The 16,719-nt window shown below is 36.3% G+C and carries 14 protein-coding genes; 1 reads left to right on the plus strand and 13 read right to left on the minus strand.

Features of this window, described 5'->3' with window-relative positions; translation table 11 throughout:
* Positions 1-38: 38 nt before the first annotated feature.
* The 13 genes from PT603_RS08075 to guaA all read right to left on the minus strand — a co-directional run bounded on the left by PT603_RS08075 (position 39) and on the right by guaA (position 15,907).
* The gene (locus PT603_RS08075) at positions 39-971 is read right to left on the minus strand and encodes a peptidylprolyl isomerase (protein WP_008239677.1); all 933 of its coding nucleotides are present in this window, start codon (positions 969-971) and stop codon (positions 39-41) included.
* 49 nt (positions 972-1,020) lie between these two features.
* Positions 1,021-1,962, minus strand: a complete 942-nt coding sequence (locus tag PT603_RS08080) for an NAD(P)H-dependent flavin oxidoreductase (protein WP_008239666.1) — start codon at positions 1,960-1,962, stop codon at positions 1,021-1,023.
* Entirely contained in the window at positions 1,962-3,578 is a 1,617-nt protein-coding gene (locus PT603_RS08085) for a S8 family serine peptidase (protein ID WP_008239665.1), read from the minus strand. The genes PT603_RS08080 and PT603_RS08085 overlap by 1 nt, the downstream gene beginning before the upstream one ends.
* 24 nt (positions 3,579-3,602) lie before the next feature.
* Positions 3,603-4,793: a tRNA 2-thiouridine(34) synthase MnmA gene (gene mnmA, locus PT603_RS08090; RefSeq protein ID WP_008239664.1), complete on the minus strand. Its 1,191-nt coding sequence runs from the start codon at positions 4,791-4,793 to the stop codon at positions 3,603-3,605.
* A 131-nt stretch (positions 4,794-4,924) separates the two neighbouring features.
* Positions 4,925-5,737, minus strand: a complete 813-nt coding sequence (locus PT603_RS08095; RefSeq protein ID WP_008239663.1) for a hypothetical protein — start codon at positions 5,735-5,737, stop codon at positions 4,925-4,927.
* Between the two features lie 169 nt (positions 5,738-5,906).
* Entirely contained in the window at positions 5,907-6,473 is a 567-nt protein-coding gene (locus PT603_RS08100) for a toxin-antitoxin system YwqK family antitoxin (protein WP_008239662.1), read from the minus strand.
* A 99-nt stretch (positions 6,474-6,572) separates the two neighbouring features.
* Positions 6,573-8,438 (minus strand): membrane protein insertase YidC, encoded by a 1,866-nt coding sequence (gene yidC / locus PT603_RS08105; RefSeq protein WP_008240174.1) that lies wholly within the window; start codon positions 8,436-8,438, stop codon positions 6,573-6,575.
* A 44-nt stretch (positions 8,439-8,482) separates the two neighbouring features.
* Positions 8,483-10,105, minus strand: coding sequence for a CTP synthase (pyrG, locus tag PT603_RS08110; RefSeq protein ID WP_008240176.1), 1,623 nt, complete (start codon positions 10,103-10,105; stop codon positions 8,483-8,485).
* Between the two features lie 145 nt (positions 10,106-10,250).
* The gene (locus PT603_RS08115) at positions 10,251-10,484 is read right to left on the minus strand and encodes a DUF3820 family protein (protein WP_008240178.1); all 234 of its coding nucleotides are present in this window, start codon (positions 10,482-10,484) and stop codon (positions 10,251-10,253) included.
* A 980-nt stretch (positions 10,485-11,464) separates the two neighbouring features.
* Positions 11,465-11,971, minus strand: coding sequence for a DUF922 domain-containing protein (locus PT603_RS08120; RefSeq protein ID WP_155805667.1), 507 nt, complete (start codon positions 11,969-11,971; stop codon positions 11,465-11,467).
* Positions 11,972-11,991: 20 nt separating this feature from the next.
* Complete coding sequence (locus PT603_RS08125) at positions 11,992-12,393, minus strand: OsmC family protein (RefSeq protein ID WP_008240187.1); 402 nt, start codon at positions 12,391-12,393, stop codon at positions 11,992-11,994.
* Position 12,394: 1 nt separating this feature from the next.
* On the minus strand, positions 12,395-14,242 hold the full coding sequence (locus tag PT603_RS08130) for a LysM peptidoglycan-binding domain-containing protein (RefSeq protein WP_008240188.1): 1,848 nt from the start codon (positions 14,240-14,242) through the stop codon (positions 12,395-12,397).
* 135 nt (positions 14,243-14,377) lie between these two features.
* Entirely contained in the window at positions 14,378-15,907 is a 1,530-nt protein-coding gene (gene guaA, locus PT603_RS08135) for a glutamine-hydrolyzing GMP synthase (protein WP_008240189.1), read from the minus strand.
* 78 nt (positions 15,908-15,985) lie between these two features.
* On the opposite strand from guaA, the gene PT603_RS08140 reads away from it, so the two are divergent.
* A complete protein-coding gene (locus PT603_RS08140; RefSeq protein WP_008240190.1) occupies positions 15,986-16,714 on the plus strand; it encodes an SIMPL domain-containing protein in 729 nt (242 codons plus the stop codon).
* Positions 16,715-16,719: the final 5 nt, after the last annotated feature.

The raw sequence follows: 16,719 nt of genomic DNA on the forward strand, positions 1-16,719 counted from the left end.
GATAAAAAAAGCCGTCCTAACAGAACGGCCTACTTATATTACTTCACTTTCATTAATTCTACATCAAAAACCAAGGTTGCATTTGGGGGAATTACACCACCTGCTCCTCTGCTACCGTAACCCAGTTGTGGAGGAATAACTAAACGAGCCTTATCTCCCACTTGAAGAAGGCTAATACCTTCGTCCCAACCTTGTATAACTTGTCCAACTCCCAAAGCAAAATCAATTGGTTGATTACGTTTATAAGATGAATCAAAAACAGTACCGTCAACTAACATTCCTTTGTAATGAACAGAAACTGTTTTTCCTTTCTCTGCTTGTGTACCATTACCCTTCTGAATAATTTTATAACGTAATCCACTTGGAGTTTTATCAAATCCTGCAGCCACTTTATCAATCGCTTCCTCTTCTCTACGTTTTTCTTCAGCCAAACGTTGTTCTCTAGATCCTTCAAAAGTACGGAAAGCCTCTATAGCATTCCACTTTTGAGCTTCCTCACCAACTCGAATAATCTCAAGTTTTTCAATAACATCACCTTGAGCAATAGTATCAACAACATCTTGACCGCTCTCCACAAAACCAAATACTGTATGTTTGTTATCCAACCATGCCGTATCTACGTGAGTAATGAAAAATTGGCTACCATTAGTACCTGGACCAGCATTCGCCATTGAAAGAACTCCAGGACCATTATGTTTTAACTCCGGATGAAATTCATCATCAAATTGATATCCTGGACCACCTACTCCTGTACCCTCAGGGCATCCTCCCTGTATCATAAAATCAGCGATTACCCGATGAAATGTAAGTCCGTCATAATACGGTTTTCCTTGAGGTTTAGCTGTATTTTCTAAATTACCTTCAGCCAATCCAACAAAATTACCTACCGTTCCAGGAGTTTTATCATGTGTAAGCTTCACAAGGATATCCCCTTTGCTAGTATAAAATTTGGCGTAAATACCGTTTTGCATATTTATTCTTTTTTAATGATGTACAAAGATACGGTGCTTCCTATAAAATCTATAATAAAGAAACCTTCTTTTTAGCAATTTCGAACTCATCTAACAATTGCTGCACTAATTCAGCTGCTGGTTTAATATCATGTATAAGACCTGCTATTTGTCCTATTTCTAATTCCCCCTCATCTAAATCACCTTCAAACATCCCTTTTTTAGCCCTGGCTCTGCCCAATAATGTTTTGAGCGATTCAATATCCGCACCCTTAGTATAAAGTGCCTGAATATCATGATAAAATTTATTTTTAAGAAGTCTTACGGGCGCAAGTTCCTTTAACGTAAGATAAGTATCCCCCTCTTGGGCTTCAACCACCTTTTGTTTAAAAGAAGGATGGGAAGATGCCTCCTCACTGGCCACAAAACGGCTACCTACCTGAACACCATCAGCCCCCAAAACCATTGCAGCTAACATTCCTGAGCCACTAGCAATCCCGCCAGCTGCTATTAATGGAATACTAATTTTTTCTTTAACCATTGGTATCAAAGTAAAAGTAGTGGTCTCCTCTCTACCATTGTGGCCCCCTGCTTCAAACCCTTCAGCTACAATAGCATCGACTCCAGCTTCCTGAGCCTTTAATGCGAACTTTACACTACTTACCACATGAACTACAGTAATCCCTTTATCCTTTAAATAAGTTGTCCAGGTCTTAGGATTCCCAGCTGAAGTAAACACTATAGACACTCCTTCATCAACAATAATTTCCATGAGTTGCTGTATATCTGGATACAACATTGGCACATTCACAGCAAACGGTTTGTCGGTAGCTTGTTTACACTTTTGGATATGTTCTCTTAAAATCTCTGGATACATTGAACCTGCGCCAATAATTCCCAATCCACCCGCATTACTAACTGCAGATGCCAATTTCCAACCACTAGCCCATATCATTCCTGCTTGAATGATTGGATATTGAATTTTAAATAAAGATGTAATTCTATTATGCATTAGTCTTTTATTATTTTTAGTGTTATAGTTTTCTGATTTAAATATACCTCCACAAAATATATCCCTTTAGGATGATGAGTCAGATCCAGTTCAACTTCTTTAGCAACTACATCATTAGATAGAATCAAAGCACCTGTTAGGTTATATACTTTACACCCCAAGATTCGATTACCAACAGAAGTTTGTATTGTTACTAAATCAGATGTAGGATTAGGAAACCATCCTACTTCCTCTAAAAAAAGTGATCCCTCATCCAATTCACCATAATATGCCTCTAAAAAATCAGGAATACCATACCCCATCTCAACAGAAGGGTTTGAATATAGAGAAGCTGATGCTCTGACAATTTCCATAAGCTCAAGGTTTGTTTTTTCTGGCATTGCTTGCCATAAACAGGCCATTGACCCGGCAATTATTGGAGATGCAAATGAAGTTCCATTATTCCCAACAATTACCCCATTTTGATTGATTACCGCAGTTTGAATCCCTTGAGCCATAACATCTGGCTTTATACGACCATCAGTCGTTGGGCCCCTTGAACTAAAACTAGCGTAATTCCCATACATATCCACAGCTCCTACTGTAAAAACATTAGCATCTGCAGGTGCTGTTATAATACCCCAACTACTATTACCTGAATTACCTGCTGAGTTAACAACCAACAACCCTTTTTCAGTCGCCACATTAGCTCCTCTTGAGATAAATGTAGATGTTCCATCCATTTCTGTCTGTAAATAATTAAATCTAGATTGATCAAAAGTAGTATAGCCTAAAGAGGTATTGATAATATTCACCCCCAAACTATCTGCCCTTTCTACTGCTTCAACCCAATAACTTTCTTCAACAGGGGATTCAGAATCAACATCTTCAGTTACATATAACACATAGGCAGCATCAGGAGCACTTCCAACATAAGTACCAGGTAAATTGGCAGCCATGGTTGACAAAACTCTAGTTCCATGAGAATTTAAGGATACATTCGCAAAATCGGCATCCCTTTTCACAAAATTATACCCACCAACCAATCGCCCGTGATCTCTTAGGTATTGAAAAGCATCCAATGTGTTTACATTTGGAAAACCAGCATCTAATACTGCTACTAACATTCCTTCCCCCTTAAAACCAATAGAATGCAATTGATTTGTCTTAATCAGTGCTATTTGTCCCTGAGTATTCCCATATGGAAAATCAACTAAAGTATTTTTATCCCTTCCTACAACCCCTACCTCATCACTAAAAACTTCACGAGCACTTAAATTCAAATTTCTATCTGCAAAACTAATGTGACTCACAAAGGGCAGTTCTTGCAAGGCGGATATCGCTTCTCTAGTTCCAGTCAAATGTACACAATTAAACCATTTTGATTTTGCCCTATAAACAATACCTGGCTGTGACTTAATTATTTGTATATAGTTTTCAGTAACAGGGACATCCCGTTCATCAATTTTAATCCCATATTGATGTTTTCGATCTATGGCGCGTATGCTAAGTATAGATTCTGGTTTGGAAAGAGATTTTACAACATCTTCCTTATCGGTAAAAAACACCCATGCATGCTCTTGAGAATAGGAAGCAATACTAAATACAAATCCGAAAAAAAACAGTATTGGTTTCATGCAAGGGGCTATTGTCCCTGCAATTTAAGAAATTACTCCCGATCCTACTAATTCATCACCAATATGCCAGGCTACGAATTGGCCTTCAGTAATTGCACTCTGCGGAAGTGCAAAATCTACATACATACCATTATCTACTTTATAAAGTGTAGCTTTTTGAAGTGGCTGCCTATAACGAATCCTAGCCTTCACCTCCATTACGCCACCTGTCTGAAGAGCTAAGTCTTCTCGTACCCAATGGAGCTCATCGTTGTGGATAAACAAAGTTCGACGATACAACCCAGGATGTTCTTTTCCTTGACCAGTGTATATAATATTGTCATCCACATCTGTATCTATCACAAATAAGGGTTCGATAGTACCACCAACATTCAAACCTTTTCGTTGTCCCTTAGTAAAATAATGGGCGCCTGGATGTTTTCCAACAACCTTACCGTTTGTTACTTGATAATGGTTCTTTTTAGCATAAAATTCCAACTCCTCCATTTTAGAATCAAAAACAGAAGGAATTTTATTGTAATCCTCAAAATCAGTAGGAATTTCTACAATCACACCCTCTTTGGGCTGAAGTTTTTGTTGAAGAAACTCAGGCAAACGAACTTTTCCGATAAAACACAAGCCTTGTGAGTCCTTCTTTTCAGCTGTGATAAGACCTGCATTTTGTGCAATTTCACGGACTTGGGGCTTGGTGAGTTCACCTATTGGAAATAAAGCTTTTGAAAGTTGCTCTTGAGAAAGCTGACATAAAAAATAGGATTGGTCTTTATTTACGTCTACTCCCGCCAGTAGTTGATATACCTCCTTACCATCACTTGTTACCGTTCCTTTACGGCAATAGTGGCCTGTAGCTACAAAATCAGCTCCTAGACTCAGTGCTATTTTCATAAAAACATCAAACTTGATTTCTCGATTACAAAGAACATCAGGGTTTGGAGTACGGCCTCGTTCATATTCATTAAACATATAATCCACTATCCGTTCTTTGTACTGCTCACTCAAATCGACAGTTTGAAATGGAATACCTAATTTCTCAGCCACCAATAAGGCATCGTTACTATCTTCAAGCCATGGACATTCGTTAGAAATTGTAACTGAATCGTCATGCCAATTTTTCATAAAAAGCCCAATTACCTCGTAGCCTTGCTCTTTAAGAAGCCAAGCAGCCACACTAGAATCAACCCCTCCTGAAAGTCCTACAATAACTCTTTTTTGCATGATAAGAAATTAGGTTGCAAAATTACAAAAATTGAAATGAAAATAAACAATGTTCACTCTAGTCAAACGTACTTCAATAGAAAAGGCAGTCTAATGACTGCCTTTTCTATTTATTCAAAATTAAACCCCACTTATTTCTTTGCAATTTTAAAATTACCCATAAAAAGTTGAGCACCATGTTTCATGTTTAAAGGAGAGCTGATAAAAAAGTATTTGATTCGATCTTTCTCAAACATTTCAGCATCTAAAACCTTACTTTTATTTACATAGACCCTCATCATTTCTCCTTCTACCTCAATAGAAATTCTAAGAGTTGCATTTCCAAAATTATTTAAAGGAAAATCCAAGTGATTGTTAGTTCGTGTATCGCTGCTTGAACTCCCAACAGTTTTATTCCAAAAATGGAGGTTTGTAGTAGTAATAGAATTATTATTATAGGCATCTGAAATCCAATTTCTAGAACTATTATCTTTAGAAAAACCAAACAATAACTCTCCTAAATCAGAAGGCTTATCGGTTCTGGTAACTAAATCAAATTCTATTGTTGCATTTTGTGGGATTTCAAATAATTCTTTCAATTTATAGGTAGCATTACTCTCCATTTTAAGCCACTTCCCTTCCATGCCTGGTATTTCCACCACTGAACCGCTCCCATTTGTTTTCCAATGTTGAGGCATTTTCCCCAGCAATTCTGATGAAAATTTATCCTCAAACAATACTTCACTACCACTCGCAAAAGTAAAAGGCTCATCCACAGCTAATACACCTTGGGGAGTTTCCATGTCATTCTCGGATTTTGAGCTTTTCCCGTTCAAAACCTCATCCACTTTCTCTTCTGCTTTACGCTCAACCTTTTCCTTTACTTTTTTCCATAACTGTGCTTGTGCTACCATAGGAAATAAGATCACCAATCCAAGTACAATTACAACTAGTTTCTTGTTCATTTTTTTAACAATTTTGAGTATTAAGGGGCGAAAAATACTCAATGTCTATAAAAGAAAAAAACGTCAACCGTACAGATTTCAATGGTTTTTACATCACAAAAGAAATGATTAACCCTACATTTTTGATAATCAACAGCCTACTCAAATCATTTTTTTTATTAACAAATGGTTACATTTTTCTCCCTTTAAGATAATTAGCTCTGTAGAGTTCATTTCCCTTCTCATCATACTTAATGGATGTCCCATGCAAAACTCCATTAACGTACGTACTTTCATCCGTAATTTTACCATTTGGATAATAGGTTATCACCCTGCCATGTAGTTTCCCTTGTACATATTCTTCTGTACTAAGCAACGTTTTTCCATCTTGTTGAAAATACTTCCAAATCCCTTCTCGATTGCGTCCTACAATATAACCTTCACTCTGTTTCTTTTCATCACTATCGTAATACACTACCATGACAGAATCTGAAGTAGCATTGAAGGTACGAGTAGCTTCTAAATAGTTCTTAGGACTTTTAGCGTAAAATCGAAATTCTCCAATTTCTTTACCATGCTCAAATTGACCCTCATACCTCACTAAATCGGAGCCTTCATGATTCTTTCTCCATACTCCATGTCTTTTCCCTTGTGAATCCGTTTGATTCACTTTTTCTTGAGCTTGGACACCGATTCCAGCTAGGATAAAAAGGCCAAAAACACCCACTAAAATCCTCTTATAATTAGCACCTATCATCTTTATTTCAATATTAAATTTATAGTTTATTTGTAACGTAATCTATGGCTGAAAGTTGCATAAAGCACAAAAAAATCCGGCAATGCCGGATTTTCAATTTTATCGTTTTCCTTTTGATTTTTGCTGCGCCTCTGCCTGCTCCATCATTTCTTTCATTTTACGTTGAAAGCGACTTTCTTTTTTAGGCTTCTTTTTATTCTCTTGAATTTGTGCATGTATTTTATTTTCATCTATTATAAAATATTTAATAGCCAACATGATAAAAATGGTAATCAAATTGGAAATAAAATAATACAAACTCAAACCACTTGCATAATTATTAAAAAAGAATAACATCATTAATGGAGATAAATACATGATGAATTTCATATTTGGCATACCAGGTTGTTGTTGCATATTTTGACCAGTTGTCATCATCATGTAGATAAAGATAGCAATAGAAGCCAAAATAGGGAACAAACTTACATGACTACCATAAAAAGGAATTTCAAATGGTAATTGAGCTATTGAGTCATACGATGAGAGATCATCAGCCCATAAAAAACTCTTCTGTCTTAATTCAAAAGCAGTTGGAAAGAAAGTAAACAGAGCATAAAAAATCGGCAATTGCAATAAGGCTGGCACACACCCACTCATTGGACTAACTCCTGCTTTACCGTATAAAGCCATAGTTTCCTGCTGACGTTTCATAGCATTATCCTTATGCTTTTCATTAATTTCCGTAATTTCAGGACGCAAAACTTTCATTTTTGCCTGAGACAGATATGATTTATACGTTACAGGTGACATTAATAAGCGTACAATAATTGTCATTAACACAATAGCAATACCCTCTGCAAAATACTTAGTTAAGAAATTAAACATTGGAATAAAAATCCAAATATTCAACCATCCAAATATTCCCCAACCCAGAGGAATTGAATCTGTAAGTTGATATTCATCGTATTTTTTAAGAATTGTATAGTCGGTTGGACCAAAATACCAATGCATCGTAGTATTCAATTCTCCTCCTTGATAGGCCAATGGTATGGATGCACCAAAGGTTTTGGTTTGCTTTACATTTTCACCTTCATTTTCTACAAGATTTTCAGATGACAATTTAGCAGTCTTAAAAGGTGTATCACTTACCAATATTGAACTGAAAAAATGCTGTCGATATGACAACCAATTTACTTCAATTTCTTCTTCCTCATCATTACCAGTTGGACTCAATTTTGACACCTTATCACCTTCGTGTTTGTAGGTTAAACGAGTATACCTATTCTCATAGGTAACACTTTTTGCAAATCGGTTTCCTGTAAATTTCCAATCCATAAGGACTGGTTGAGCACTATTAAGTACTTGACCTAATCCTTGTGAGCGAACTGTAAAATCAACCATATATTCGCCTTGCTTCATCTCATAACGGTATTCCAGATATTGATTTTCTGAAACTTTCAACTTCATAGAAACAATTTGATTGTTTCCGTTGTTGCTCACCGTTGGTTCGAAAAATAAATCTTTCGTCTGCAAGGTCCGATTATCTGAAGTAGCTAATTGGAGATTAAAAAGACTATTTCCATCATTAATTAAATTCAAAGGAATAGAGTCATACGCTTTATAATTCTTCAATTGAACTTGAACTAGTTGCCCTCCTTTATTACTGATTTTGTAACGTACAAGGTCGTTTTCAATTTCGACAAACTCATCCTTAGCAGAAGGTAAAGTAGCCGCGTATCCAAATGCTCCCAATTGATCCTTATACTTCGCAAATGTCACAGAATCAACAGGTCTAACAGCTGACTCCTTTGGATTAACAACAGCTTTACTTTCATTAATTTGTGCCTTGTCTATCTGCTCTTGTTTAGCCTTATCAGCAGCTAGTTCTTCAGCACTAGGCTGATTCTGGTAAAGCATCCATATTAGGATACCAAAAATAAGTGTAAATCCAATAATCGTGTTTATGTCCAGTTTCTTCTCTTCCATTGTGAGATATTAAGAAGGCAGTTAACCTGCCTTGGTTATTTATATTAACTGTGCTTCTCTTTTTTATGTGCCAGGGCAGCCTTAACAAAACCAACAAAAAGTGGATGTGGATTAGCTACAGTACTTTTATACTCTGGATGGTATTGCACTCCTACAAACCATGGATGGGCAGGTACTTCTACAATTTCAACCAATCCTGTTTCCGGATTTATACCCGCCGAACGTAATCCCGCTGCTTCTAATTGTGCTTTGTATTGATTGTTGTACTCGTAACGATGACGATGTCTTTCAGATATTTGGGTACTTCCATATACGTTTGCTACAATAGTATCCGGCTCCAAATTACAACCCCAGGCACCTAAACGCATTGTACCTCCTTTATCAGTAATTCCTTTCTGATTCTCCATTAAATCAATTACTGGATTTGGCGTTTTGGGATTCATCTCCGTAGAGTTTGCTTCTTTCAAACCTACCACATTACGTGCAAATTCAATAACAGCCATTTGCATTCCCAAACAAATTCCTAGGAATGGAATATTATGCTCTCGCACGTATTGAACAGCTTTTATTTTTCCTTCAATTCCTCGTTCACCAAAACCAGGTGCTACAAGAACACCGTCTAGGTGGGCTATTTTATCCGCTATTGTTGAATCATCTATATATTCAGAATGTATTGATTCCACCTCTACCTTTACTTCATTCTCTGCTCCTGCGTGAATAAATGCCTCTAAAATTGATTTATATGAGTCTTGTAGCTCTACATACTTACCTACCAAACCAATCCTTACCTTATCCTTTGGATTTTTATGTCTAGTTAAGAAGGCATTCCATTGTTTTAAATCTGGTTGATTTTCATCAGAAAGGGCTAGTTTTTTAAGCGCTACCTTATCTAATCCTTCTTTTTGCATCAAATTTGGAACATCATATATGGTAGAAGCATCTATAGATTGTATAACAGCCTCTCGTTTTACATTACAAAATAATGCCAATTTATCACGTAAGTCAGTTGATAGTTCATGTTCCGTACGACAAACTAAAATATCAGCTTTAATACCACTTTCCATCAATGTTTTAACACTGTGTTGAGTAGGTTTAGTTTTTAATTCTCCTGCTGCAGCTAAAAAAGGAACCAAAGTAAGGTGTATAACAATGGCATTATTATCTCCTAATTCCCACATTAACTGACGAACAGATTCTATATATGGTAACGATTCTATATCACCAACAGTTCCACCTATTTCAGTAATCACAATATCATACTCACCACTCTTACCTAATATTTGGATACGCTCTTTTATTTCATTGGTTATATGAGGTATCACTTGAACTGTTTTTCCTAAAAATTCTCCTCTACGCTCTTTCTCAATGACACTTTGATAAATACGTCCAGTGGTAACATTGTTTGCTTGTGAAGTATACACATTGAGAAAACGCTCATAATGCCCCAAGTCCAAATCGGTCTCGGCACCATCTTCAGTCACATAACATTCTCCGTGCTCATAAGGATTAAGTGTCCCCGGATCTACATTAATGTATGGATCAAGCTTTTGGATAGTTGTTTTATACCCTCTTGCTTGCAATAATTTTGCCAATGAAGCCGCAATAATTCCTTTCCCTAAAGAAGAGGTTACGCCTCCGGTAACAAAAATATACTTGGTTTGTGCCATGTTGTTTTTTAATTGTTTGTTGTGTTGTTGTAAAAGGTCGCGCAAAAATACAATTCTTAATTGAAATGCCCATGAAAAAAGATAGCGAACCTATCGGTAAAAACCTTCAAAGATCACTCTTTTACATTCCTGAAAATTATCATTATTATATCGAAGGAAATTGTTTGCGAACCGTTCGTATTAATTCTTCTAGTCCATTTACTTTTATCTCATAGATTGCCTCAAGTTGCTTCCCCAAGGTTCCTTTAGGAAACCCTTGTTGTTTAAACCACACCAAATATGATTCCGGCAAATCTATCAAATAACGCCCTTTGAATTTCCCAAATGGCATTTGAGCATGAGAAAGCTGAATCATTTCTTTTCTATTTATATCAATCATTCCCAAACTGTGTGTACATTTCTTCCAAATGCTTTTAAACTTGTATTAACGTTTTGATCTAATCAGCAAGCTCATACTCCACTTGCAACGGCTATGCTGCAATTACTTTTCATCCCAAAATTTCAGAAACCTCCATCTCTTTAAAAACAACTGTAAGAGATTATTGGCGCACCCCGATTAATACCTTAAACAAGGTATTAAATCATAAAGGGCTTTTATTTGCTAACCGCAAAATTTGAAGTTTCCACCTACCACTCAATGCCTTTAACAAATCTAGTTCAGGATACGAAATGTCCCGAAAAGAGTTCATGCCTCTACTTTCTCTGACTAATTGACACGCCGGTAGCTATCAATTTATTTTGGAACAAAGATACCTATTAAAAATCCCATGAACAACTATCTGTCCTTCCCACTTTACACATATAATCACAGGATTTTGTCAATCAATCAATATTGAATTTAATTCAAATACCGTTCATAAATTAAATCCTTCAAAAGGTATTGAAATCATCTATTTTACAGATCCTATATTCTTATCATATTGGAGTAATGAACCACCAATAAGTAAACTAAAATTAGAATACGCACATCATTTCAATATCACTTACAACCTTCGAAAATAATGCAATTATATGGTTTGAAGCAGATCTTTCTTTGGCAAAGAAATTAGGTGTACGTGAATTTCCAACATTACTTTTAATAAACCAAAAAGGTGACTCTCAATTCATCTATGGAGTTCAACTTTATGACAATTAAAAAAAATACCTTATTAACCTTATTCAATTCAATGTATTAAAAAATTATAACGCTAGTGAAAAGGCATTAACTTCAGAATTCGAAACCCCTTCTGTTAAAAAATGTTCAATACTTGTTATGAAAAGAACGAAAGGAATCAGAAGAATTATTGGAGAAATTAATAGCCAAAGTTCTAAACCCCATTCAATGCCAAAACGGTTCGTTATACTTTATACCACATTAATTTAATACGAAGAATACAAACTCAATTGTGCTTCAATATTACTTTTCCATTGGTATTGGAGCGTATCATTTCTAGAATAGTCAGTTTGGACATCATAAATATCTTGAACAGAATCCAAAGACTTCATCGCACGATTAAATAATACTTTCATTTCCTTATCAGCATCTTGAGTGAATGAATAAGTAGCTATCTTTTTTCTAAGTTTCCTTGCATACAGCTCTGTAATATCAAAATGTAATTGTTCGTGGGATAGTAAATGATCATCCGCCATATCTTTGTGATACCAAGATTGTCTAGGGCTAAAATAGGCATACACATCAACTACAACCCGTACCTCACTTCCCTTTGTTCCATATTTAATACTATAGAATACACCAGAGGCCGTTGTAGCCGCTACATCACTATCTTTTTGAGGTTTTCCTTGAAAATCCTTCCAAGTTAGTAAACGATTTCGATCCCATTTAATCACCTCATGTTGTTGAGGCATATACATCCAGAGGGACGCCAAAAAAACGACTATTATTGAATTTATCGCCAATGAAATATAATTTCTTTTTCAACTTCAGGATGCAAACTCATAAGAACTGGACAAGTGCGAGCCGTATGCTCTAAAATAGTCTTTGTCTTTTCATCAGGATTTATTGAAAAATCAAGGGTCACTTCAATTCTTGAAATACGACGTGGATTAGCAGCCATGTGCTTCGTTACACTTGCTCGAGTTCCCACCATATCAACTTGCATTTGAGCAGCTTTAATTCCCATTACGGTTATCATGCAACTTGCTAACGCCGTTGCAACGGTATCCGTGGGAGAAAAAGCCTCACCTTTGCCGTTATTATCTATAGGCGCGTCGGTAATAAAGCGATTACCTGATGCCGAGTGCTCACATTCTGTTCGCAAATCCCCTAAATATACTACTGATGCCGTCATACTATTGTGCTTCTACAATTTCTAAATCCTGATATTTAACTATGTAAACTCCCGTATTATAATATCCCCCATGGAGCTTTCTATCATATTTGAATTTATTTTCTATGTAATGAGTTTCTCCCACTTTCTTTGCAGCCTTATACAAATCACCCTGTGAGGCCATTCTAAGAATTGCATCCATAGTAATATCAAAACCTCTTATAGCATACCTATTTGGACTTCCTCCATACTGCGATTCGTACTTCATCGCAAATGTATTTTTTTCACTTGATAACTTGTCTACGGTAGGATAATGAAAAGTCAAATTCGATAAATGGCTATTAGAAACATTATTATCATCATAAGCGTCTCCTCTCTGTGTCGTGGCCATTATAATTTGATATTTAGCATCTAATAAGGCATTAAGCGCTCTTGTAGTATTACTTATAAAAGCAACACTATTGGACTCTACAATCACCCAATTCACTTTTCCCATCACCAGAGCATTTTTAATGTTTTTCACATCTGTAACCACTCTAGAGCCCACTATCTTTCCTTGTAATTGAGACTGCATAGAGGCATTCTTCTCATCCGCTAAAATAACTACATGTGCCCCTTGCTGTTGTTTACTCAAAATATGTGATATCATCGCATTTTGCACCATTAGTTCGGTAGGCAGAGTTTGAAATACATTATCATACAGTTCTATATTCTTATTGGAAAGGGGGGCTAAAACAGGAATACTGTCTTTTAACAAACCTGAGGATAAAGTATTAAACACTTTCGGAAGAAACGGACCTACAACCCACTGAGTCCCTTTAAATGTATTCTGAGCCAATAGTTTACTTATAGCCGATTCACTTCCTTCACTATCTAACACCTTTACCTTCAAATTAAAACCCATCGATTTCGCTGAATCTAACGCCATTAACGCGCCTGAATAAAAATCAACAGCATAACCTACTAGACGGTCATTTTCCAATTTTGAACGTAAACTTCCCAATGAATCCTCTGCGCCTTTTTCTAACTTAAAAGGAAGCACAAAAGCCAAGGATTGTGGTTGATTGACATTCATACTTTCTCTTAGAAGTTGGTCTGCAGCTGTTTGATCTAACAAACTTACTTCACCCTGTCCAATAGCATCTCGTTTTTTAGGTAATTTCAATTCCATTCCAGCTTTCAATCCCTGACCGGCCAGCTGTGGATTTAAGGCAATCAACTGCTCTTCAGTAACATTGAACTTACGTTTTAAAGCAAAAAATCCTTCTCCTTGCTGTACTGCGTACATTGTGTATTCTCCTGAATCAATTTTATTGGCAGGCACCCAAATAATATCACCTTCATTCAGAACAGTTTTCATATTAGGATTTATACGTTCAAGTTCGGCCTCCGAAATACCATGGTTTTGAGCTATTCTCCACTTGCCTTCCTTTGGCTTCACTATATATTCAACCAATCCTTCAGCTGGTTTTTGCTTTCCCTTTTGAAATACAGGGATACGAATTACCTCACCTCTATTTAAATCACGAGCATACAATTCACTATTGTATTTTTTGATTTGATCAATAGAAACATGATATTCCTGCGCTAAAGAAAATAAGGTCTCTTTTCGCTTAACTTTATGCTCAATAAAAGAAGTTGGCTCTTGTTGAAAAGCAACAGACGGAATTTCAATCACAGCATTAGCTTGTAATCCAGAACGTATCTGAGGATTGTATCTGTACAATACCTCTTCAGTAATTTGATACCGTTTTGTAAGACTATAAATTGTTTCACCTTTTGAAACCGTATGCTGTATGGTTGGTTGCTGCATTGCTAATAATACCGTAGAACATGTCAGTAAAAAGATAAACATTGTGATTTTTCTCATTTGCCTGTTTTTAATAATTTCAACTATAAGCCTTCGCTTTATAACACTAGAAATTGATTTACATAAAAAAGTTTAATCATTATCAAATAGGCTATAATGATTAAACTTTTCAAACTACATATTTTCAAATTTATTTTATTCCCATTCAATGGTAGCAGGTGGTTTAGAACTAATGTCATACACTACTCTATTAACGCCTTTTACCCTATTTATTATTTCGTTAGAAATTTTTTGTAAAAACTCATACGGTAAATGCACCCAATCTGCAGTCATACCATCCGTACTCTCCACTGCTCTCAAAGCTACACATTTTTCATAAGTACGTTCATCTCCCATGACCCCAACGCTATTTACCGGCAACAAAATTGCTCCAGCCTGCCACACTTTATCATACAACCCATGCTCTTTTAGCCCATTAATAAAAATAGCATCTACCTCTTGAGTAATTCGCACTTTTTCAGGAGTAATATCGCCCAAGATTCGTATGGCCAAACCAGGACCCGGAAATGGGTGTCTTCCTAGCAATTCTGGATCAATACCTAAAGTTGCACCAACTCTACGAACTTCATCCTTAAACAACATTCTAAGAGGCTCTACTATCTTAAGCTTCATAAAATCTGGCAATCCTCCCACATTATGATGACTCTTAATAGTTGCTGAAGGACCATTCACCGAAATTGACTCGATAACATCAGGATAAATAGTTCCTTGACCTAACCATTTAGCATCTTCTATTAGGTGTGATTCATCATCGAATACTTCAATAAACACTCGACCTATTATTTTTCGTTTTTGCTCAGGGTCTTCTACACCAGCCAATGCTTCCAAAAAGCGTGCCGAAGCATCTACTCCTTTCACATTAAGCCCCATTCCTTCATATTGATGTAGTACGTTCTCGAATTCATTCTTACGCAATAGACCATTATTCACAAAAATACAGTACAGTTGATCTCCAATAGCTTCATTAAGCAAAACGGCTGCAACCGTAGAATCTACACCACCAGACAACCCCAAAACGACTTTTTCACTTCCAACCTGCTCTTTAAGAGAGGCTACGGTCATTTCAACAAAATTATCAGGCGTCCAAGATTGAGATACTCCAGCAATTTTAACCAAAAAGTTTTCTAACAACTGCTTGCCATGAGTCGAATGGTATACTTCAGGATGAAACTGAATAGCATACGTTTCTTCTCCCTCAATTCGATAAGCAGCATTAGTGACGTCAGCTGTGCTAGCCAACAATACTCCATTTGTAGGTAGTTCCTTAATAGTATCACTATGACTCATCCAAACTTGACTTCCCGAAGGAATTCCTTCCAAAAACAACTCTTCATCTTTCATGTATGAAAGATGAGCCCGTCCATACTCCCTTATATTCGAAGGGGCTACATTTCCACCATCAAAGTGAGCTAAATACTGCGCACCGTAACATACCGCTAGCAAAGGTTTTTTACCTCGTATTTCCGACAAATCGGGATGAGGCGCATCTTCACTACGAACTGAGAATGGTGAACCTGAAAGAATAACAGCTTTAAAATCGGAAAGGTTTTCCGGAAGCTTATTGAATGGATGAATTTCACAGTAAATATTGAGTTCTCTAACTCTTCTAGCAATAAGTTGCGTGTACTGCGAACCGAAGTCTAAAATTAAAATATTGTGTTGCATGTGCAAAAATAACAATTTGTAAAATTATGAAACCTATCTTTTGTGTATATTTATTTTTCATTTTAAAAATTATCATTTATGAAAAAGTACACTAGCGCTTTTATCTTCGGAATTGCCATCATGGCTTCGGCCTATCTTCTTGGAAATGCATATGTTAAAAGAGCTGAAGCACCAAGAACCATTTCAGTAACCGGTCTTGGAAATGAAGATTTTACTTCAGATCTTATTGTATGGGATGGGACCTTTTCAAGTTTCAGCAGTGATTTAAAAACCGCTTTTGACAAATTAAACGAAGACAAAAACACTATTGCTGACTATTTAGTTTCAAAAGGAATAAAACGAGATGATATAATTTTCAACTCAGTAAACACAAGTGAACGCAGAGAAAGCAACTACCTAAACGGAAGTTACGTAGGAAGTACTTTCCGTGGCTATGATCTGTCGCAGTCCTTCACCATTGAATCGAAAAACGTAAATGATATTGAAAAAATCTCCAGGGAAGTTACTGAATTACTAAATAAGGGGCTACAACTCACCTCCCAACCTCCAAGGTACTACTATACTAAATTAGCAGATCTTAAAATTGAGATGATTTCCAAAGCTACAGAAGATGCAAGAGTACGTGCAGAAAAAATCGCAAAAAATGGTGGTTCTAATCTAGGAAAATTAAAATCCGCAAGTATGGGTGTATTTCAAATCACAGGTCAAAATACCAGTGAAGAATACTCTTGGGGGGGAACATACAATACCATAGACAAAAACAAAACGGCCTCTATCACCATGAGATTGGTGTACGAAATAGACTAACTATA

The sequence above is a fragment of the Imtechella halotolerans genome (assembly GCF_028743515.2).
Taxonomy (GTDB): Bacteria; Bacteroidota; Bacteroidia; order Flavobacteriales; family Flavobacteriaceae; genus Imtechella; species Imtechella halotolerans.